Origin of the sequence: Streptomyces sp. NPDC005803 (genome assembly GCF_040630435.1) — a bacterium.
GTDB lineage: Bacteria > Actinomycetota > Actinomycetes > Streptomycetales > Streptomycetaceae > Streptomyces.
In genome coordinates, this window is record NZ_JBEXXO010000012.1 from 128,884 (window position 1) to 149,164 (window position 20,281).

A 20,281-nucleotide genomic window follows, 5' to 3' on the forward strand; every position below is an offset into this window, starting at 1 on the left:
AATTCATTCACCCCCTCCGTACGATGGGGTGACGCCGCTTGTCGAGTGCGGCCGAGGGCACCAGTGGGGCAGGACAAGTGGCGCGTGTGGCAGGCATCAAGGACGTGGCCCGGCAGGCCGGTGTCTCGGTGGGCACGGTGTCCAACGTGATCAACCGCCCGGAGGCCGTGCTGCCCGAGACCCGGGCCCGGGTGCTGGCCGCCATCGAGGAGCTCGGATACGTCCGCAGCGAGTCGGCCCGCCAGCTCAGGGCCGGCCGCAGCCGGATCATGGCGCTCCTCGTCCTGGACATGGGCAACCCCTTCTTCGTCGACGTGGCCCGCGGCGCCGAGCGCGCCGCCCGTCAGGCGGGCCTCGGCGTCATGGTCTGCAACAGCGGCCAGAGTCCCGCCGAGGAAGCCGAATACCTCGGCCTCTTCGCGGAGCAGCGGGTGTGCGGCGTGCTGGTCACCCCGGCCGACGCCACCGGCCGCAACCTCGACTCCTTCAGCCGCCACCGGATCCCCTACGTCCTGGTCGACCGGGTCGCGTCGGGCACGGGCACCTGCGCCGTCTCCGTCGACGACGTGCGGGGCGGCGCCCTGGCCGTCGGCCACCTGGTCTCGGCCGGGCACCGCTCGGTGGCGTACGTCAGCGGACCCGGCGACCTGCACCAGATAAGGGACCGCCGCGAGGGCGCGCTGTCCGCCCTCGCCCAGGCCGGGCTGCCGCCCGAGTCGCTCGTCGAGATTCCCTCCGACCGCCTCGACGTGGCGGCGGGAAGGGACGCCGGGGCTCGGCTGCTCGGGCTCGTCCCGCGCCCCACGGCCGTGTTCTGCGCGAACGACCTGCTCGCCCTGGGCGTCCTCCAGGCCCTGTACGCGGCGGGGGTGCGGGTGCCGCAGGACATCGCCATCGTCGGGTACGACGACATCGAATTCGCCGCCGCGGCCGCCGTACCGCTCACCTCGGTCCGCCAGCCCGCGGTCGTGATGGGCCGGATGGCCGCCGAACTCCTGCTGGAGGAGGCGGACGACGAGGGCGGCACCCACGAGCACCGCAGCGTGGTGCTCCAGCCCGAACTCGTCGTGCGCGCATCGAGCTCCACGCCCCGCTGAGCCCCGGCGTCCGGCTCCTCTCTCCGACCGCCGTCCGCCCTTCCCTTCCTTTACGCAGCCCGATATGGAGATGTCGTGTCCCTTTTCGACCTGCCCCTGAGTGAACTCCGCACCTACCGGCCGGAGTCCGGCGAACCCGATGACTTCGACGCCTTCTGGCGCCGCACCCTCGACGAGGCCAGTGCGCACCCTCTGGACGCCGAATTCACTCCGTACGACGCCGCGTTGAGCAACGTCGACGTCCATGACGTGTCCTTCGGCGGCTGGGGCGGCCACCGCATACGCGCCTGGCTGAACGTGCCCGCCGGGGCCGGGGGCCCGCTGCCCACCGTCGTCCACTACCTCGGCTACGGCGGCGGACGCGGACTGCCCCACGACCACCTGGTCTGGCCCGCCGCCGGCTGGGCCACCCTGGTCGTCGACACCCGGGGCCAGGGTGCCGTCAACGGTCACTCGGCGGGCTCCACCGCCGACCCGTACGGCGGTGCGAACCCGCAGTCGCCGGGCTTCATGACCCGCGGCATCCTCGACCCCGACGCGTACTACTACCGCCGGGTGTTCACCGACGCGGTGCGCGCCGTCGAGGTGGCCCGCGCCCACCCGGCCGTGGACCCCGACCGGATCGTCGTGCACGGCGGCAGCCAGGGCGGCGGCATCGCCCAGGCGGTCGCCGGGCTCAGCCCCCACGTCAAGGCCGCGCTCGTCGACGTACCGTTCCTGACGCACTACCGGCGGGCCGTCGAGATCACCGACAAGGACCCGTACCAGGAGATCGTGCGCTTCCTGGCCACCCAGCACGGCCACGCCGACCAGGTCTTCCGCACCCTGTCGTACTTCGACGGCATCAGCTTCGCCGCCCGGGCGGACATGCCGGCGCTGTACTCGGTGGCCCTGATGGACCCCATCTGCCCGCCGTCCACGGTCTTCGCCGCCTACAACAACTGGGCAGGCCCCAAGGAGATCGAGGTCTACCCCTGGAACGGCCACGAGGGCGGCACCTCGGCCCACCGGGCCGCGCAGCTGCGCATGCTGCGCGACCTGGGCTGACCGGGGGCGGGGCCCGGGCTGCCGGACGCGGGACCGGGGTGTGGGGAGCGGAGTTCCGAAAGCGTGATGGGCGATCGGACGCGGGAGCGATTCGGCCCACCCTGCGAGGAGTGAACTCCGGTCACGAAAAGGTGCGTTGATCGCCAACGGGTGCCGGTCTGCGTCATGATCGTCCCGAGATGGCGGACACCTCCCGGGGCGATGCCCCCGCACCCCCTGCCGAAGAGCCGCGTGGCTGCCTCTTCGCGCTTTCCCAGCCCCCCTTGATGATCTTCCTCACGGTGATCGGCGGCCTGCTGCTGATGGCCGCGTTGCACGATCTCTTCATGCTGTGAGCCGTCAGCCGGCCGCCTCCCTGCGGCGCGCCCGGTACGCGGCGACGTGCAAGCGGTTACCGCAGGTGCGGCTGGAACAGTAGCGGCGTGAACGGTTGCGCGACAGGTCGACGAACGCGTGCCGGCAGTCCGGCGCCTCGCAGCGCCTCAGCCGCTCCGTCTCGCCCGCCACGATCATGAACGCCAGGGCCATGCCGCAGTCGGCTGCCAGGTGGTCGGCGAGCGAGGCGTCCGGTGCGAAGTAGTGCACGTGCCAGTCGTAGCCGTCGTGGTCGCTGAGCTGCGGCGTGGTGCCCGCGGCGGCCACCAGCGCGTTGACGAGCGAGGCGGCGACCTGGACGTCGGCCGCCGCGAAGACGTCGGCGAACCGTGCCCGGACGTCGTGGACGGCTCGCAGGTCCTTCTCGCCGAGCTCGTGCACGCCGCTCACGCGGTGGCGTACGGCGAACGCGTGCAGCGCCTCGATGTCGGCGAGCCCGTCGGCGGGTGAGCCGCCCTCGGGCTGTTCGCTCTCCGGCACGGTGTTCACCAGATCGACCACCGTTTCGAGGGCGATCCGGGTGTCGTGGGGGATCAGCACGCTTCCGCTCCCTGGCCTCCTGCGGGACGGGACGCCCGCCGATGCCGGCTGACTCTACTGGCTCGGCCCGTACGTGCCGGGGCGCGAGGGGCTCCTGGGGCCCTGGGGGCCCCTGAGGCGCGCCTGGCGGCCATGAAGGCCATGAGGCGGCGCGGGAGGTCCCCCCGGGCGCCTGGGCCCCTCAGGGCCTCGTAGCGGGCGCGATGCCAGGCCGGAGGCGCGGGGGAGAGCGGACCGGCGCCGTCCCCACGGTGGTTTCCGTGGAGACGGCGCCGGTGTCAGCCCTATGAGGTTGTCCGCGCGGCGCCGTCTCCCCGAGTCGACGGCGCCGTGCAGCTCTCGGCCTGGCTCAGTTCTCGGCCAGGATGTGTGAGAGCTCCGTATCGAGATCGAAGTGACGATGCTCGGTCCCCGGCGGAACCGCGGCGTCGGTCCTCTTCAGGAACGACTCCAGGGCCCGTGCGGGGGCCTCCAGCAGGGCTTCGCCCTCTGGGGAGCTCAGTGCGATACAGACGACGCCCTGGCCGTGACTACGGGATGGCCAGACGCGGACGTCTCCGGTGCCGGTGGGCCGGTGAAGCCCCTCGGCAAGGAGGTCGCGGGCGAAAACCCACTCGACCGTCTCCTCCGCTCCGGTGTGGAAGGTGGCGTGCACGGCATACGGATCGGCCGTGTCATACCGCAGGCCCGCGGGTACAGGCAGTGAGGACTCGCTCGACACAACGAGGCGCAGGTGCAGCTCGCAGCTGACCGTGGTGTTCATAAGCGCCAGGGCCTTTCGCTCAGTGTGCGCTCGGGGATTCGCACGTCGGCGAAATCGACATGCCACCTACGGTGGCGTTGTAAACCCCTCTGACCGTTTTGCGATCCTTCAGGTAGCTCGTACAGCGGTGTGTAACTTTGGGTTATGCGGCCATTCCGGTGACGAGGAACGTTCCGGTAGGTTGGGCTCCATGAATGCGGAGAGTGACGAGCGGGGCGGAGCCGCACCGGCGGATCCGGAACCCGCGACGGGGGAAGTGCGCGCGAGCGGGACGGGGGACGTCACGGAGGGTGTGACGAAGGAGGACCGGGAGCTCGGTTCCAGGGCGCCCGGGTTCATCAAGGCTTCCAGGGCGCTGCACCTGAGCTGGCAGGTCGGCGTGTTCGTGGTCGGACTGGCCGTGGTGGCGGCGGGCATCGTCATGCTGCCGCTGCCGGGCCCGGGATGGCTGGTGATCTTCGGCGGCATGGCGATCTGGGCGACCGAGTTCGTCTGGGCCCAGCTGGTGCTGCGCTGGACGCGCCGGAAGGTCACCGAGGCCGCCCAGCGCGCGCTCGATCCCAAGGTGCGGCGGCGCAACATCGCCCTCACGGTGATCGGGCTCGTGATCATCGGGGTGCTGGTGGGGATCTACGTGTGGAAGTTCGGGATCGTCATGCCGTGGAAGATCGACGAGTGACCCGGTGATGGTCCGGGGGCGCCGCTGACATGGGGTAATGTTCGGTGTGCGCCCGGGCGATTAGCTCAGTGGGAGAGCGCTTCGTTCACACCGAAGAGGTCACTGGTTCGAACCCAGTATCGCCCACCCCGGACCGACGGCCCGGAAGCTTCTCGAAGCTTCCGGGCCGTCGGCGTTTCCGGCTCTTCCGTTGAAGCGCTTCAATCGATTTTCGTCCCAGCCATTGACGTCACCGTTGCCGCTCCCTACTTTGACCCGGCAAGCGCTTTCTAAAACGATTCAATCAAGCGTAGGGGCGAACTATGTCTCGGAACCAAGGCATGGACCGGCGGCAGATGCTGAAGCTCGCGGGCTTCTCGGCTGCCGGTCTCGGGCTGACCGCGGCCGGCTGCGGCTCGGGCGGCGGCTCGAACGGGCCGGTCACCATCCGGCATGCCTGGTGGGGCGCCGACGACCGGGCGAAGAAGGTCCAGGAGTGCGTCGCGCTCTTCGAGAAGAAGCACCCGAAGATCAAGGTGAAGACGGACTTCCAGCAGTACGGGGACTTCTGGAAGAAGTTCAACACCCAGGCGGCGGGCGGCAACCCGCCGGACGTCATCCAGAACGCGGTCACCTTCCTGCGCAAGTACGAGGCGAAGCACGTCCTGCTCGACCTCAACCCGCAGGCGAAGAAGGGCAACCTGAAGCTGGAGGGGTTCCGGGCGGGTCTGGAGAAGTTCGCCGAGATCGACGGCAAGCTGCTCGGCGTCCCGGTCGGCAGCAACTCGATGGCCCTGGTCATCGACGAGAAGGTCTTCGAGAAGGCCGGCGTCGACCACGGTCTCGGCTGGACCTGGGACGACTGGTACGCGGGTCTGCGGAAGATCAAGTCCGGTCAGGGCATAGCCGGCGACTCCGGTCCGCACGGCGTCATGTACCTGTACGACCTGATCCTCCGCCAGAACGGCAAGGCGTTCTTCACCGAGGAGGGCATGGGCTTCGGCGAGAACGAGCTGCTGCCGTACTGGACCGAGGCGCTGGCACGCGTCAAGGCGGGCCTCTACGCCGACCAGAAGAAGGTCGAGCAGATCAAGCCGGCCTCCGCGCTCGCCAAGGGCCTCTCCGCCGGCGAGTTCACCTGGGACAACTTCTCCGTCCGCTACAGCGCGGAGGGCAAGAGCAGCTACAGCCTGGCGCCCGTCCCGACCACCGACGGCAAGAAGACCGGTCAGTACCTCGGCTCGCTGATGCTGAGCGGCACGGCCCGCACCAAGCACCCCGCCGAGGTCGCCACCTTCATCAGCTTCATGACCCACGATCCCGCGGTCGCGCGCATCATGGGCTACGACCGCGGAGTCCCCGCCACCACCGCCCAGTTCGAGGCCTTCCAGCCCACCGACGCCCCGAGCAAGGCGATCGGCGCGTACGAGAGCGAGATCGCCGAGGCGGGCGTGCTGGAGCCCATCACCCCGCACCCGGCCGGCGCCGACGTCGTCGAGGCGGCGTTCCTGCGCATCGCGGGTGACATGTCCCTGGGCAAGGCCTCGCCGGAGGACTCCGTCAAGCAGTTCTTCTCCGAGGCGAAGACCGCCCTCGCCTCCAACTGAGAGGAACGACGCGGTGACTCACATCCAGACCTCCACGAGCGGCCCGGTCCTCGGCAAGGACCTCGCCGCCGTGGAGCGGAGCGGCCCGGGACGCAAGACCCGCCCCGCACCGCAACCGCGGGGCCACCGCGAGAATCTGACCGGCTATCTCTTCATGTCGCCCTGGATCGCGGGCTTCCTGTTCCTGATCGCCGGACCCATGGTGTTCTCGCTGTACCTCGCGTTCACCGACTACAACCTGTTCGACGCCCCCAAGTGGGTGGGCCTGCAGAACTTCACCGACATGTTCGCCGACCCCCGCTGGCGCCAGTCGGTCAAGGTGACCTCCTGGTACGTGGTAATCGGTACCCCGGTCAAGCTGGCCGCCGCGCTCGCCGTGGCGATGCTGCTGGCCCAGAAGCGCTGGGGGCAGTCCTTCTACCGGGCGGCGTTCTACGCCCCCTCCCTGATCGGCGCGAGCGTCTCGGCCGCCATCGTCTGGCGGGCCCTGTTCTCCGACGACGCCGTCGTCGACCGGGGACAGCAGCTGTTCGGCATCGACGCGGGCGGCTGGATCGGCGACCCGCAGATGATCATCTACGCGCTGGTGGCCCTCACGGTCTGGCAGTTCGGCGCCCCGATGGTCATCTTCCTGGCGGGCCTCAAGCAGGTCCCCAGGGAGTTGTACGAGGCGGCGGCGATGGACGGGGCCGGCCCCTGGCGCAGGTTCTGGAGCATCACCCTGCCGATGATCTCGCCGGTGCTGTTCTTCAACGTCCTGCTGGAGACCATCCACTCCTTCCAGATCTTCGGCTCGGCCTACATCGTCAGCAACGGCAGCTGCGGCCCCGCCGACGCGACGCTCGTCTACACCTGTTACCTGTACGACCAGGGCTTCGCGAACAGCCGGATGGGCTTCGCCTCCGCCATGGCATGGCTGCTGCTCGTCGCCGTGGGCCTGGTCACCGCCGTGCTGTTCTGGTCCCAGAAGCGCTGGGTGCACTACGAGGAGGGGGGCCGATGACCCCGATGGACACCACCGCCACCGCCACCGCCCCACCCGTACGACGCCGGCTCCCCGGCTCCCTCGCCTGGCACATCGGCGCGCTCGCCCTGCTCGTGGTGGTCCTCTACCCGGTGGTGTGGACGATCGGGGCCTCGTTCAAGCCGAGCGAGGACATCGTCGGCGCGCTGAACCTCTTTCCGACCGACCCGATCACCGACAACTACCGGCGGCTCGCCGACGGCATCGCCGACATCCCGATCTGGAAGTTCTTCTTGAACTCGGCCTACATCTCGGTCGGTTCGGTCATCGGAGTCGTAGCCTCCTGCTCGCTCACGGCGTACGCCTTCACCAAGGTCCGCTTCGCCGGGCGCAACATCATGTTCGCCGTCATGATCGGGACGCTGCTGCTCCCGTACCACGTACTGATCATCCCGCAGTACGTGATGTTCCAGAAGCTGGAGCTGATCAACACCTTCACTCCGCTGCTGATCGGCAAGTACCTCGCCACCGACGCCTTCTTCGTCTTCCTCATGGTCCAGTTCATGCGCGGACTGCCCAAGGAACTCGACGAGGCGGCCCGGCTCGACGGCTGCGGGCACCTGCGCATCTACTGGTCGGTCGTGATGCCGCTGTGCCGGCCCGCGCTCATCACCAGCGCCATCTTCACCTTCATCCAGGCCTGGAACGACTTCATGGGCCCCCTGCTGTACCTCAACGAGCCGGACAAGTACACCGTGTCGATGGGGCTGCGGATGTTCATCGACCAGGACGCCGTCGCCGACTACGGCGGCATGATCGCGATGTCACTGGTGGCGCTGCTGCCGGTCCTGGCCTTCTTCCTGGCCTTCCAGCGCTACCTCATCGACGGCATGGCCACCTCCGGCCTGAAGGGCTGAGCACCCCGTGGCGACGAAATCCGGCACCGTACCGAGGACCTCCTTCGTCCGGGAGCGATTCAGCGTCTTCTCCGAATGCCTGCTCACCGGCGTGTGGATCACCGTCGCCGCCCTGCCCCTGGTCACGCTCCCCGCGGCCTTCGCCGCGGGGAGCCGGCACCTGCGCCGGTACCTGGCCGGTGAGGCGGGCGGGGTGCGGGAGTTCGCCGCCGACGTACGGGAGGCGTTCCGCACCGGCTGGCGGGTCTCCCTGCTGTGGTGGGCGGCGCTGGCCCTGCTGGCCTTCGACTGGCAGGTCGCCCGGTCCGGCCTGCTGCCGGGCGGCCGCCCGCTCCTCGTCGTGAGCCTGCTCGGACTTCCGGCCGTCGCCGTCTGGGGGCTGCGTACGGCTGCCGCCTGGCGGCCCGGCACGCCCTGGACGGCAACGGCGCGGGCCGCCGGCCGCCGGACCCTGACCGACCCCGCCGGATCACTGCTCCTCGTCGGCGGATTCGTCGCCCTGGCCCTCGCCTCCTGGCAGATCCCACCCCTGGCCGCGCCCGCTCTCGGCTGTCTGGCCGCGGCGGCCGTCGCCGCCGACCGCCGCTGACCCGGCCGCCGGACGCCCTACCGCACCATCTCCCCACCACGCGTCAGCGTGCGATCAGTCATGCCCATTCTCGCCACGAACTGGAGTCGTGATGTCCCCGATCCCCCGCCGCACCGTCCTCAAGGCAGCCGCAGTCGCCGGCGCGGCCACCCCCTTTTCCTGGGTGCTGAGCGACACCGCCCAGCAGGCCACCGCCGCCACCGGGAAGGCGGCCGACGAAGGGCCCGTCGAGATCGGCTGGCTGGAGGAGACCGGCCTCGGCGCGGCACCCGGCTCCACCTTCGGCGTCCCGTGGGCCAAGGGCCGCTTCCCCGCCGACCAGAAGTTCGCCCTCGCCACCGCCGACGGCAAGGACGTCCCCGTCCAGACCTGGGCCACCGCCACATGGCCCGACGGCTCCCTGAAGTGGACCGCCCACGCGGTCGGCCCCGAAGCCGGCGGCGCCAAGAAGTTCACCCTCACCACCGGTGCACCCGCCACCGCCGCCCACAAGGTCACCGTCAAGAACAGCGGCGGCTCGATCACCGTCTCCACCGGGGTCGTCACCGCGAAGATCGGCAAGACCGGCTCCTCGCTCATCGCCTCCCTCACCCGCGGCTCCACCGAGATCGCCAAGGACGGCCGCCTCGTCCTGATCCGCCAGGGCGAGATCGAGGACGGCGACCAGGGACAGCAGAAGTACGAACGCTTCGAGAGCGCCATCTCCAGGACCGAGGTCGAACAGAGCGGCCCCGTCCGCGCCGTCGTCCGCATCGACGGCAAGCACCGCCACGGCAACCGCTCCTGGCTGCCGTTCTCCGTCCGGCTCTACTTCTACGCGGGCGCCGATTCGTTCCGCATGATGCACACCATCACCTTCGACGGCACCCAGGAACCCGGCAAGGCGAGCGGCGACTTCATCCGCGGCCTCGGCGTCCGCTTCACCGTCCCCCTGCGCGACGAGGCCTACGACCGGCACATCCGGATCGGCGGCGACGAGACCGGCATGCTCCGGGAAGCGGTCAAGGGCATCACCGGGCTGCGCCGCGACCCCGGAGCCGCCGTCCAGGCCGCCCAGTTCGAGGGCACGAAACTGCCCGACCCGGCCACCTGGGACCAGCGCGTCACCACCCGGCTCCCGCTCATCCCCACCTGGGGTGACTACACCCTCAGCCAGCTCTCCGCCGACGGCTTCTCGCTGCGCAAGCGCACCAAGAAGGGCCACGGCTGGATCGCCGCCGGCGGCGGACGGCGCGCCTCCGGCTTCGGTTACGTGGGCGGCGCGAGCGGCGGACTCTCCTTCGGGCTGCGCGACTTCTGGGAGAAGTTCCCCGCCCAGCTCGACATCCGCGGCGCCGACACCGACGCGGCCGAGGTCACCCTCTGGCTCTGGTCGCCGGAAGCGGAACCGATGGACCTGCGCTTCTACCACGACGGTCTCGGCCAGGACACCTATCCCGAACAGCTCGAAGGCCTCAACATCACCTACGAGGACTACGAGCCCGGCTTCGGCACCCCGTACGGCATCGCCCGCACCAGCGAACTCGTCTTCTGGGCCAACGACTCCACCCCCAGCGCCGAGGCCCTCGCCCAGCAGGCCCGCACCGTGCGCACCCTCCCGCAGCTCGTGGCCCCGCCGTCCCAGCTCATCGGGGCGGGCGTCTTCGGCGGCCTCTTCTCCCCGGTCGACCGCTCCACCCCGGCCAAGGCGAAGATCGAGGACCACCTGGACTTCCTGTTCACGTACTACAAGGACCAGGTCGAGATGCGCCGCTGGTACGGCTTCTGGGACTACGGCGACATCATGCACTCCTACGACCCCGCCCGGCACCAGTGGCGCTACGACGTAGGGGGCTACGCCTGGGACAACTCCGAACTCTCACCCGACCTGTGGCTCTGGTACGCCTACCTGCGCTCCGGCCGCGCCGACATCTTCCGCTTCGCCGAGGCCATGACCCGCCACACCGGCGAGGTCGACGTCTACCACCTCGGCGACTGGGCCGGCCTCGGCACCCGCCACGGCGTCCAGCACTTCGCGGACAGCGCCAAGCAGCAGCGCATCGCCAACACCACCTACCGGCGCTTCTACTACTTCCTCACCGCGGACGAACGCGTCGGCGACCTGATGCGCGCCAACGTCGACTCCGACGAGACCTTCCTCGGCCTCGACCCGCTGCGCAAGATCCGCACCGAGCCCTACACCCCGGACCGGCACGCCCTGTCCGTCGGCTTCGGCACCGACTGGAGCGGACTCGTCTCCGCCTGGCTCACCGAATGGGAGCGCGGCGGACCGCAGGCCGAGAAGGCCAAGGCCCGGGTGCTCGGCACGATGGAGACCATCGCCGCCCAGCCCAACGGATTCGTCCAGGGAAGCGGCCTGTACGACCTGGACACCGGGAAGTTCGCCGTCGCCGCCGAACCCGTCGTCAGCGTCTCCCACCTCTCCGGTGTCTTCGGCCTCAACGAACTGTGCGCCGAACTCATCGGCCTGGTCGACATGCCGGAGTTCAAGGAGGCGTACCTCGACTACTGCCGCTACTTCAACGCCACCAAGGCCGAACAGGCCGCCCGCTACGGCTCCGACTTCGGCAGCCTGCTCCTCTTCCAGGGCCACTCCCGGATGGACGCCTACGCCGCCGTGCAGACGGGCGACGAGAAGCTCGCCGCCCGTGCCTGGGAGAAGTTCTACAACAGCGACGGCTACAAGGAATCCGTCCCCTGGAAGACCGAGAAGGTGAGCGGCCCGGTCACCACCGTCCCGGGCAGCGAGGCCAACTGGGTCTACACCAACGACACCGCGCTGTACGGACTCGCCGCCATCGAGAACCTCGCCCTCGTCGGAGACCACATGCCGGCCTGAGGCCCGTGAGGGCGCCCCGGGCCGGCACGCGGCAGATCACCGCATGCGGCCCAGGGCGTCCCTCAGCCGCCGGGCGTCACGCAACCGCTTCTCGTACGTCGCCCCCACCGCCAGCAGCAGCACCCCGGCCAGCGCCGGCGCCGCCCAGCGCGGCATCGCACCCACCACCTGCACCACGTACGGCGCGAGTTCGTGCAGGGCGTCCAGCGCCAGCACCACACCCCCCAGCACCAGCAGTGCCTGGAGCCGCAGCCGCGCCCCCAGCAGCGTGACCACCAGCGCCACCACCCCCAGCGACAACGGCCGCAACCAGTGGGGGTCGACCCAGGCGGCGAAGAGCGCCGGCACCATCGTCACCGCCAAGGCCGCCCCGTACGCCGTCCAGGACGACGCCGCCGGGTCGCGACGCCGGCGCAGCACACCGATCACGAGCGCCGGCACGGTCACCGGCAGCGTGTACGCCTCCGGGGACGACACCCCGGACGCCGACAGCCGCACCCAGGACGCCAGGACGAACAGCGCCGTCGCCAGGTACCCGGCCACCTCCCGCCGCTCCGGGCGCAGTGCCGTACCCGCGGCCAGCACCCCGCACAGGGCCAGCACCAGAGCCAGGAACGGCGGGTCGGCCAGAGCCGCCACGACGGCGGCGAGCCCCACCGCCCCACCGGTCAGTTCGAGAGGCAGCGCGACTGGGCGCCCCCTCAGTCGCGCCCCCAGGGCGGCCGTCATCGCGGGGACGACGAGCAGCAGGGGCGCCGCCTCGTGCGACGCGAGTCCCAGCGACGCACCGGACGCGGCCGCGAGCACCGCCGCGCAGACCGCCGCCGCGCACGCCACCCCTGCCTGCACGGCTCCGAACACCCCGGCACGCGCCGGGGCACCGGGCGCGTCCAGCGCCGTGGCAGCGCCGGCGAACATCAGCACCAGCGCCCCGAACACGGCATACGTGGCGGGCTCCGACCCCAGCGCGAGCAACGCCACGCCCAGCGCCCCGACCGACGCGCACACCCACGCGGCAGGCGCCACCCCCGTCGCACCGCGGCGCAGCGCGCCCACCGCGAGGGCCAGCACCCCCGCGACCAGCACCGCCTGCGACGCGACGGCCGCCGTGTACGAGACGTCCAGCGCGGGCGGCAGCACCGTCAGCCCCGCCCAGCCCGCCACCACGGCCGACGCGCCGACGGCCGCCCGCCCCCCGGGACCGGGGGTCAGCACGGGCCCGGCCCACCGCACCACGGTCTCCCAGCACCGGTACGCGGCCCCGAGCGCCACGGCCACCGACAGCAGCACCACCGGAGCCGCCGCCATCTCCCGCCACGGCAGCCCCGCGGCCCCCAGAGATCGCCGCACTCCTTCATCGGCCGCCCCCGACCACAGACGGCCCAGCTGACCCGCCGGGCCCACCAGAACCACCGCTACCGGAGCGGCCGAGAACAGCACCGACGCGGCCGTCACAGAACCCGCGGCCCACACCAGACCCTGCCCGGCCGGGCGCCCCAGCGGAGCCCGTACGGCCCCCAGCAGCAGCCCGCCGCACACCAGGTACACCGGCACCGCCCAGCCACCGGACACTCCCGCCGCCAGGACCCCGCCCACCGCGGCGACGGCGGCCAGTCCGGCCACGGCGCCCGCGGCCACCGCGAGCGCCACCGGCGCTCGCCGGGCACCCGCGAGCGCGATCACCGCACCGGCCAGGAGCAGTGCCCCGGGCGCCGCCGCGCCCACCGGCCCCGTGGCCCACACGGACCGCGCCAGGGCCACCAGCAGCCCCGCGCCGCCGGTGACCCAGATCCCGGCACAGGCCGTGGCCCGGACCGCGATCCCCTTGCCCCGCACCGCGATCGCACAGTCCAGCGCCGCCGTCGCCAGCAGCACGGCGGAGAAGACCAGGGAGTCCGCCTGCCCGGCCCACGCCCACAGCACCAGCGGCAGTTGCGCGGTGACCACGGCCAGGGGCAACGGCAGCCGCAGCCGGTCCAGCAGCAGGCCGTACGCCGCCCAGAGCACCGCCAGCACCGCCGAGGCGGCGGCCGCGTATCCGAGCGCGCCGGTGTCCGGCACCGCGACCAGGTACAGCGCGAAGGCGTCCAGCACCATCAGCACCGACGCCAGCGCCCCCAGCGCCTCCGCCGTCGAGGACAGACCACGCCGCAGGAGCACCGCGGGCGCGGTCAGCGCGGCGACCGTGACGGCGGTCAGCACCGCGGAGCGGCCGCCGATCCCCATGTGGCCCCAGCTGACCAGGGTGAACGCGATCGCGGCGACCGTCAGCAGCAGACCGCCGAGAGTGAGCAGCACATTCTGCGCACCCCCGGTACGGGCCGGGGGAGGAGGCGGGGCGAACGGCGGGCCGAAGGAGGCCGTGGCCCCGGCACGGGGCTGGGGCGGCGGTGACTGAGGCGCGGGCGCCTGCAGCACGCTCAGCAGCCAGGCGCGACGGGTCAGCAGCTGGGACCGGCGCAGGTCGAGCCGGGCGAGCTCACGGTCGAGGACGATCAGTTCCTCGGCGGGTGGCGGCACATGTTCCATGGACGCGAGTGTGGTGCCGGCCACACGATCGGGCATGGGCACGGATACTCAGATTGCCCGCTGAGTACGTGCATCCTGGAGCCATGGACTGGAATCACTACCGATTCGTCAGCATGTGGGACCTGCCCGCCCCGCCCCGCGCCGTCTACACGCACCTCGAACGGGTCGAGCACTACCCGCGCTGGTGGCCCCAGGTCCGCGAGGTCGCCCCCGTCGACGCCGCCGCCCACACCGCCCGGATCCGGTCCCTCCTCCCGTACGACCTCGTCATGACCCTGCGCGAACGCCGCCGCGACGTGCCCGGCGGCGTCCTCGAAGTGACCCTCACCGGCGACCTCGAAGGCTGGGCGCGCTGGACCGTCACCCCGCACGGCGCCGGGAGCCGCGCCACGTACGAACAGGAGGTCGTGGTGCGCCGCGCTCTGATGCGGGTCCTCGCGGTGCCGGGGCGCGCCGTGTTCCGGGCCAACCACGCCGTGATGATGCGGGCCGGACGACGCGGTCTCGCGGCCCGGCTGGAAGCGGTTTGAACCACACCCGCCGAGCCCTGTATGGTTCAACCCGTTCCCGGGCGATTAGCTCAGTGGGAGAGCGCTTCGTTCACACCGAAGAGGTCACTGGTTCGAACCCAGTATCGCCCACCCCGGGAGAGGCCGGTCCGTCAGCAACACCGACGGACCGGCCTTCGCGCGTCCGGGCTTCCATACCCGGGCGCGCAGGCCCTCGTCCCCGCTCACGCCGCGGGCAGCGGCCACCGGCTCCCCGCCCGCCGCCTCCGCTCACGCCGCGGCCCGCAGCTCCGGGCGCAGCGGCCAGGCCGGGTCCACCGTCTCCGGCGTCCCGCTCTTGGCGAACCAGGCCTGCAGGCCACGCGCCTGGGCCGCGTGCCAGACCGCCTGGAGCGTATGCAGCTCCGCCGGCGTCAGCCGCTCCAGCCGGGTGGCGAACCGCCGCCCCACCGCCCGGACCAGCTCCAGGGACGCCGCGGCGTCGGCCGCCGCGTCATGCGCCCCGTCCAGCACCACCCCGTACAGCTCGCAGAGATCCGTGAGGGTGCGCCGGCCCTTGCGGTAGCGGTCCAGATGCTTGTCGAGCACCCGCGGATCCAGCACGCACAGCGAGGCGTCGCCCAGATAGCCCGCGAGCGACGAGGCCCGGTGCCGGCGCAACTCCCGGTCCAGCAGCGTCAGATCGAACGGTGCGTTCATCACGACCAGCGGCCGGCCCGCCGTACTCTGCTCGGCCAGCGCCCTGGCTATCTCCTCCACCACCGGCGCGGGCCACCGCCCGTTGCGCTGGAGGTGGTCGTCGGTCAGACCGTGGATCTCCGTCGCCCCCACGGGCACCGGAATGCCCGGATTCACCAGCCAGCGGGTGACGCGCGGGCGCCCGCCCGCACTGTCCTGGACGACGAGCGCGGCCGAAACGATCCGGTCCTGCTCGACGTCCACTCCCGTCGTCTCCGTGTCGAAAGCGGCCAGCGGCCCCTCATACCAATGAGTCATCCCCGAACTCCTCGCGCCCGAGCGGCAGATGTGTGATTCCTCTGCCCGGTTCGGTGATACCCGCGCCCTTTGCCTGATACGCCGTTTGGGGGCGGTCCTGTGCGGTGACAACACAGGTGACGGGGCCGGAAGTTGACCGGCCGTCGCGTCCGACCTACTCATCGGCACAGCCCGGAAGGCATACGGAGCCATGGCGCTCACGCAGCCCGAACCGAGTGGGCTGCTGCCCCAGCGGACCGCACCGCTGCGCGGCGCACTCGCCACCACCGCCTGCATGGAGACCCTCCAGGTGGGCTACCTGCACGCCGTCGCCGCCGCGGCGGGCTGCTCCCTGTCGCAGCCCTTCCCCGACAACGGCATCGACTGGCACGTCAGCCACGGAGCCCCCGGCCACGTCGTCGACGACGAGGTGACCATCAAGGTCCAGTTGAAGTGCACCTATCAGATACCGCCCCGTCCGCCCGGCCCGACGTTCGCCTTCACGCTCGACAACGCCCACCTCATGAAGCTCGCCCGGACCCCCGTGTCCGTGCACAAGATCCTCGTGGTGATGCTCGTGCCCCGAAGCCAGGACGACTGGCTGCGGGCCGGGCACGACCGCCTCGACCTGCGGCACTGCTGTTACTGGACCAACCTGGCCGGCCACGCCGTGACCGGCCGGAACCGGACCACCGTGCGGATCCCGACCTCGCGCATCTTCGACGACCGAGCGCTCTGCGAGATCATGACCCGTGTCGGGGCGGGAGGGAGACCCTGATGCACCGGCCGATGGACGAACCGCCCAACGAAGTGATCCCGTCAGCCGTCCGGGCCCACCCCGACGAGCAGCCGGGGCCCTGGCCCACCGGCTCCCCGGCCGGCGGCCTCCCCGATCCGGCCCGGGTCGACCCCGCCGTGCTCGGTGTCCTGCTCGCCCGGCACGGCTGGCGGCGGCGCGGGGGCGCGGCCGGCCGCTACAGCCGCTGGACCCCGCCCGGCCCGCCCGGCGGCTCCACCAGCCTGCTCGTGCCGGACACCACCGCGTTTCCCGACAGCGAGGACCTGCTGGGGGAGGCCCTGACCGCTCTCGCCCGGAGCGCAGAGCCCTGGGCCCGCGAGGTCCTGGTCTCCCTCACCGTCCCCAGCGACGAGATCCGCTGGCGGCGCGAGGTGCCCGAACCGGCCGGCGGAGCCGCCGCCTGGACCGGAGCGGAGCAGCTGCACGGCGCGGCCCGGCAGATCCTGCTGGCCGGCGCACTCGCCGTCCGGGGCCGGGCCGGCTACCACGGCGCCCGGCACCGCCGACGCGCTCTGGCGGCGCTCGGCTCCATCCTCATAGGCCCCGCACCCGGTGGCCGCGACCTCACGGCGTTCGTCCCGGTCGAGGCCGGCCGCCCCCTCGCCGTACGGCTCTACCACGCCCTGCACGCCGCCCGGGAGGCCGTCGACTACCAACGGGCCACCGGCGGCATGGAGGCCTTCGACACCGCCGTCGAGGCGGGCGTCAGCCGCGAACTGACCGAGGCGGTCATCGCGCTGGTCCGTGGCTCGGAGGGAGCCCGGATAGCGCTGGACTGGGCGCCCGCGGCGGGCACCCCCGACGGCTGCCCGGTCCGCCCCGAACCCGTCGAGTTCTCACCCGGCGACCTGCCGGCCCTGCGCCGGGCGGGCGCCCGCTACCTGCGCGACGAACCCGCGGTGACGGTACGGATCACCGGCGCCGTCGTCCGCCTGCGCCGCTCGGGACCACGCGGAGCCGGGATCGTACGGCTGCGGGTGCTGGCGGGCGCCGAGGTTCCGCACGTACGGCTGGAACTCGACGAGGAGGCGTACCGCATAGCGGGGCAGGCCCACCTCGTGGGGCTGCCGGTGCGGGTGGAGGGGCGGCTGGAGAGCCGGGGCGGCTTCCGCCGGCTGACCAGGGCCTCGCAGGTGGTTCCCGTGCAGGTCGACGAGGAGGAACGGGACCGGCTGATGAAGTCGCTCCAGGAGAACGTCGACTCTTTCGAGGAGGCGTGCACCGGCGAGTAGCGGGGCGGAGGCCGCCGGGAACCGGCCCTTTCGCAATGGGGGGCGTCGGCTCGGTACGATTCCTTCTGCACGCGCTAGAGGAATGCGGGTGCGCCCCCTGAGTCAGGAGAGACCGGTGTCAGACGTCCGTGTGACCATCCAACGCGATTCCGAGCGGGAAGAGCGCGTGGTGACGACGGGCACTACGGCAGCCGAGCTCTTCCCCGGCGAGCGCACCGTCGTCGCCGCCCGCGTCGCCGGAGAACTGAAGGACCTCGCGTACGTGGTCGCCGACGGCGAGACCGTCGAGCCCGTCGAGATCTCCTCCGAGGACGGCCTCAACATCCTGCGGCACTCCACCGCGCACGTGATGGCGCAGGCCGTGCAGGAGCTCCACCCCGAGGCCAAGCTGGGCATCGGCCCGCCGGTCAAGGACGGCTTCTACTACGACTTCGACGTCGAGAAGCCGTTCACGCCCGAGGACCTCAAGGCCATCGAGAAGAAGATGCAGGAGATCCAGAAGCGGGGCCAGAGGTTCTCCCGCCGGGTCGTGACGGACGAGGCGGCCCGCGAGGAGCTCGCCGACGAGCCGTACAAGCTGGAGCTCATCGGCATCAAGGGCTCCGCCTCCTCGGACGACGGCGCGGACGTCGAGGTGGGCGGCGGCGAGCTGACCATCTACGACAACCTGGATGCGAAGACCGGCGAGCTGTGCTGGAAGGACCTCTGCCGGGGCCCGCACCTGCCGACCACCCGGTTCATCCCGGCGTTCAAGCTGATGCGGAACGCGGCGGCGTACTGGCGGGGCAGCGAGAAGAACCCGATGCTCCAGCGCATCTACGGGACCGCCTGGCCGACCAAGGACGAGCTGAAGGCGCACCTGGAGTTCCTGGAGGAGGCCGCCAAGCGCGACCACCGCAAGCTCGGCAACGAGCTGGACCTCTTCTCCTTCCCCGACGAGATCGGCCCCGGTCTCGCGGTCTTCCACCCCAAGGGCGGCATCATCCGCCGGGCCATGGAGGACTACTCGCGGCGCCGCCACGAGGAGGAGGGCTACGAGTTCGTCTACTCGCCGCACGCCACCAAGGGCAAGCTCTTCGAGAAGTCCGGCCACCTGGACTGGTACGCCGACGGCATGTACCCGCCCATGCAGCTCGACGACGGGGTGGACTACTACCTCAAGCCGATGAACTGCCCGATGCACAACCTGATCTTCGACGCCCGCGGCCGCTCCTACCGTGAACTTCCCCTGCGCCTCTTCGAGTTCGGCACAGTGTACCGGTACGAGAAGTCGGGCGTCGTGCACGGCCTGACCCGCTCGCGCGGCTTCACCCAGGACGACGCGCACATCTACTGCACCAAGGAGCAGATGGCGGAGGAGCTCGACCGGACGCTCACCTTCGTGCTGAACCTGCTCCGCGACTACGGTCTGACCGACTTCTACCTGGAGCTCTCCACCAAGGACCCGGAGAAGTTCGTCGGCTCGGACGAGATCTGGGAAGAGGCCACCGAGACGCTGCGCCAGGTCGCCGAGAAGCAGGGTCTGCCGCTGGTCCCGGACCCGGGCGGCGCCGCGTTCTACGGCCCGAAGATCTCCGTGCAGTGCAAGGACGCCATCGGCCGGACCTGGCAGATGTCGACCGTGCAGCTCGACTTCAACCTGCCGGAGCGCTTCGACCTGGAGTACACCGGCCCCGACGGCACCAAGCAGCGCCCGGTCATGATCCACCGCGCCCTGTTCGGTTCCATCGAGCGCTTCTTCGCGGTGCTGCTGGAGCACTACGCGGGCGCGTTCCCGGTGTGGCTGGCGCCCGTCCAGGCGGTCGGCATCCCGATCGGCGACGCGCACATCCCGTACCTCCAGGAGTTCGCCGCCAAGGCCCGCAAGCAGGGGCTGCGCGTCGACGTGGACGCCTCGTCGGACCGGATGCAGAAGAAGATCCGCAACCAGCAGCGGGCCAAGGTGCCGTTCATGATCATCGCGGGTGACGAGGACATGGCCAACGGTGCCGTCTCCTTCCGCTACCGCGACGGTTCGCAGGAGAACGGCATCCCGGTCGAGGACGCCATCGCCAAGATCGCCAAGGCCGTCGAGGACCGCGTCCAGGTCTGATCCGTGGCAGGGGCCCCCGGTGAGCTACCCGCTCACCGGGGGCCCCTTCTCGTCCTCCCGCCGGAACACCTGGATCAGCCACGACGAGAACGAACCCGTCACCGCCCCCAGCAGCGCCAGCCCGCAGGCCATCAGGAACGTCGCGACGACCCGGCCCCACAGGGTCACCGGCACCGCGTCCCCGTACCCCACCGTCGTGAGCGTCGCGCACGCCCACCAGACCGAGTCGCCGAAGGTCCGGATCGAGGCGCCCGGCGCGTCGTGTTCCTGGTGGTAGACGGCGAGAGCCGCCGAGAAACCGAGCAGCAGGGCCGCCATGCCGGCGTACGACATCACCCGCGCGTACAGGCTCAGCCGCGGCTCGTCGCGCCGCTTCTGTACGGCCGTGTAGACCTTCACCAGGCGCAGCGGGCGCAGCAGCGGCAGCAGGAGCACGAGCGTGTCGAGCCAGTGGACCCGGACGAAGCGGTGGCCCAGGCCGCTGAGCCGGATCCGTACGGCGTAGTCGACGACGAAGAGGAGCCAGGTGGCGGCGACCAGGGCGAGGGAGAGGTCGTGCCAGGGTTCGGCGTCGTGCGGGGCGAGGACGCGGGCCGCGTAGCCGAGCAGGAAGAGCAGCGAGGCGGCGAAGAGCGGTACCTCGGTGCGCTGCTCCCAGAGGGTGAGGGCGGGTGAGGGCCGGTCCGGGGTGCGGTCGCTCATCGGGCCAGCATCGCGCCGGGTGAGCGGGTTCGGCCCCGGCGACACGC

At 71.3% G+C, this 20,281-nt stretch carries 18 protein-coding genes and 2 tRNA genes; 15 read left to right on the plus strand and 5 right to left on the minus strand.

Annotated features, from left to right (window positions below; all coding sequences use genetic code 11):
* Window positions 1-77 precede the first annotated feature (77 nt).
* From ABZ454_RS18840 to ABZ454_RS18850, 3 genes are all read left to right on the plus strand, one after another.
* The gene (locus tag ABZ454_RS18840; protein WP_356317259.1) at window positions 78-1,097 is read left to right on the plus strand and encodes a LacI family DNA-binding transcriptional regulator; all 1,020 of its coding nucleotides are present in this window, start codon (window positions 78-80) and stop codon (window positions 1,095-1,097) included.
* 75 nt (window positions 1,098-1,172) lie between these two features.
* Window positions 1,173-2,144, plus strand: coding sequence for an acetylxylan esterase (locus tag ABZ454_RS18845; protein ID WP_359539288.1), 972 nt, complete (start codon window positions 1,173-1,175; stop codon window positions 2,142-2,144).
* Window positions 2,145-2,323: 179 nt separating this feature from the next.
* Window positions 2,324-2,479 (plus strand): hypothetical protein, encoded by a 156-nt coding sequence (locus ABZ454_RS18850; RefSeq protein WP_356317255.1) that lies wholly within the window; start codon window positions 2,324-2,326, stop codon window positions 2,477-2,479.
* Window positions 2,480-2,483: 4 nt separating this feature from the next.
* Here ABZ454_RS18850 and ABZ454_RS18855 read toward each other — a convergent pair whose 3' ends face one another.
* Both ABZ454_RS18855 and ABZ454_RS18860 read right to left on the minus strand, forming a co-directional pair.
* Window positions 2,484-3,059, minus strand: coding sequence for a CGNR zinc finger domain-containing protein (locus tag ABZ454_RS18855; RefSeq protein ID WP_359539290.1), 576 nt, complete (start codon window positions 3,057-3,059; stop codon window positions 2,484-2,486).
* Between the two features lie 349 nt (window positions 3,060-3,408).
* Window positions 3,409-3,822 carry an SsgA family sporulation/cell division regulator gene (locus ABZ454_RS18860; protein ID WP_003987206.1) on the minus strand — a complete coding sequence of 138 codons (414 nt, stop codon included), beginning with the start codon at window positions 3,820-3,822 and terminating at the stop codon, window positions 3,409-3,411.
* Window positions 3,823-4,012: 190 nt separating this feature from the next.
* Here ABZ454_RS18860 and ABZ454_RS18865 point away from each other — a divergent pair, with 190 nt between their 5' ends.
* From ABZ454_RS18865 to ABZ454_RS18895, 7 genes are all read left to right on the plus strand, one after another.
* On the plus strand, window positions 4,013-4,501 hold the full coding sequence (locus ABZ454_RS18865; RefSeq protein WP_356317250.1) for a TIGR02611 family protein: 489 nt from the start codon (window positions 4,013-4,015) through the stop codon (window positions 4,499-4,501).
* 54 nt (window positions 4,502-4,555) lie between these two features.
* A tRNA-Val gene (locus ABZ454_RS18870) sits at window positions 4,556-4,627 on the plus strand.
* Between the two features lie 176 nt (window positions 4,628-4,803).
* The gene (locus tag ABZ454_RS18875) at window positions 4,804-6,087 is read left to right on the plus strand and encodes an extracellular solute-binding protein (protein ID WP_356317248.1); all 1,284 of its coding nucleotides are present in this window, start codon (window positions 4,804-4,806) and stop codon (window positions 6,085-6,087) included.
* A 70-nt stretch (window positions 6,088-6,157) separates the two neighbouring features.
* Entirely contained in the window at window positions 6,158-7,090 is a 933-nt protein-coding gene (locus tag ABZ454_RS18880; protein WP_359539414.1) for a sugar ABC transporter permease, read from the plus strand.
* Window positions 7,087-7,968, plus strand: a complete 882-nt coding sequence (locus ABZ454_RS18885) for a carbohydrate ABC transporter permease (protein ID WP_356317246.1) — start codon at window positions 7,087-7,089, stop codon at window positions 7,966-7,968. The genes ABZ454_RS18880 and ABZ454_RS18885 overlap by 4 nt, the downstream gene beginning before the upstream one ends.
* A 7-nt stretch (window positions 7,969-7,975) precedes the next feature.
* Window positions 7,976-8,557, plus strand: a complete 582-nt coding sequence (locus ABZ454_RS18890; RefSeq protein WP_359539293.1) for a hypothetical protein — start codon at window positions 7,976-7,978, stop codon at window positions 8,555-8,557.
* Window positions 8,558-8,648: 91 nt separating this feature from the next.
* Window positions 8,649-11,396, plus strand: a complete 2,748-nt coding sequence (locus tag ABZ454_RS18895; RefSeq protein ID WP_359539295.1) for a Tat pathway signal sequence domain protein — start codon at window positions 8,649-8,651, stop codon at window positions 11,394-11,396.
* A gap of 36 nt (window positions 11,397-11,432) precedes the next feature.
* On the opposite strand, the gene ABZ454_RS18900 is transcribed toward ABZ454_RS18895, so the two are convergent.
* Window positions 11,433-13,925: a hypothetical protein gene (locus ABZ454_RS18900; protein ID WP_359539297.1), complete on the minus strand. Its 2,493-nt coding sequence runs from the start codon at window positions 13,923-13,925 to the stop codon at window positions 11,433-11,435.
* 83 nt (window positions 13,926-14,008) lie between these two features.
* On the opposite strand from ABZ454_RS18900, the gene ABZ454_RS18905 reads away from it, so the two are divergent.
* Together ABZ454_RS18905 and ABZ454_RS18910 are read left to right on the plus strand one after the other, a co-directional pair.
* Window positions 14,009-14,455 (plus strand): SRPBCC family protein, encoded by a 447-nt coding sequence (locus tag ABZ454_RS18905; RefSeq protein ID WP_356323996.1) that lies wholly within the window; start codon window positions 14,009-14,011, stop codon window positions 14,453-14,455.
* Between the two features lie 39 nt (window positions 14,456-14,494).
* Window positions 14,495-14,566: transfer RNA gene (locus ABZ454_RS18910), tRNA-Val, on the plus strand.
* A gap of 138 nt (window positions 14,567-14,704) precedes the next feature.
* Here the strand turns inward: ABZ454_RS18910 and ABZ454_RS18915 are convergent.
* The gene (locus ABZ454_RS18915; protein WP_359539298.1) at window positions 14,705-15,430 is read right to left on the minus strand and encodes a 3'-5' exonuclease; all 726 of its coding nucleotides are present in this window, start codon (window positions 15,428-15,430) and stop codon (window positions 14,705-14,707) included.
* A gap of 190 nt (window positions 15,431-15,620) precedes the next feature.
* On the opposite strand from ABZ454_RS18915, the gene ABZ454_RS18920 reads away from it, so the two are divergent.
* The 3 genes from ABZ454_RS18920 to thrS all read left to right on the plus strand — a co-directional run bounded on the left by ABZ454_RS18920 (window position 15,621) and on the right by thrS (window position 19,532).
* Entirely contained in the window at window positions 15,621-16,187 is a 567-nt protein-coding gene (locus ABZ454_RS18920; RefSeq protein ID WP_359539300.1) for a DUF4365 domain-containing protein, read from the plus strand.
* Window positions 16,187-17,440, plus strand: coding sequence for a hypothetical protein (locus tag ABZ454_RS18925; protein WP_359539303.1), 1,254 nt, complete (start codon window positions 16,187-16,189; stop codon window positions 17,438-17,440). The genes ABZ454_RS18920 and ABZ454_RS18925 overlap by 1 nt, the downstream gene beginning before the upstream one ends.
* A gap of 115 nt (window positions 17,441-17,555) precedes the next feature.
* The gene (gene thrS, locus ABZ454_RS18930) at window positions 17,556-19,532 is read left to right on the plus strand and encodes a threonine--tRNA ligase (RefSeq protein WP_356324004.1); all 1,977 of its coding nucleotides are present in this window, start codon (window positions 17,556-17,558) and stop codon (window positions 19,530-19,532) included.
* 24 nt (window positions 19,533-19,556) lie between these two features.
* Here the strand turns inward: thrS and ABZ454_RS18935 are convergent, their stop codons facing one another.
* Window positions 19,557-20,234, minus strand: coding sequence for a potassium channel family protein (locus ABZ454_RS18935; protein WP_356324006.1), 678 nt, complete (start codon window positions 20,232-20,234; stop codon window positions 19,557-19,559).
* Window positions 20,235-20,281 lie beyond the last annotated feature (47 nt).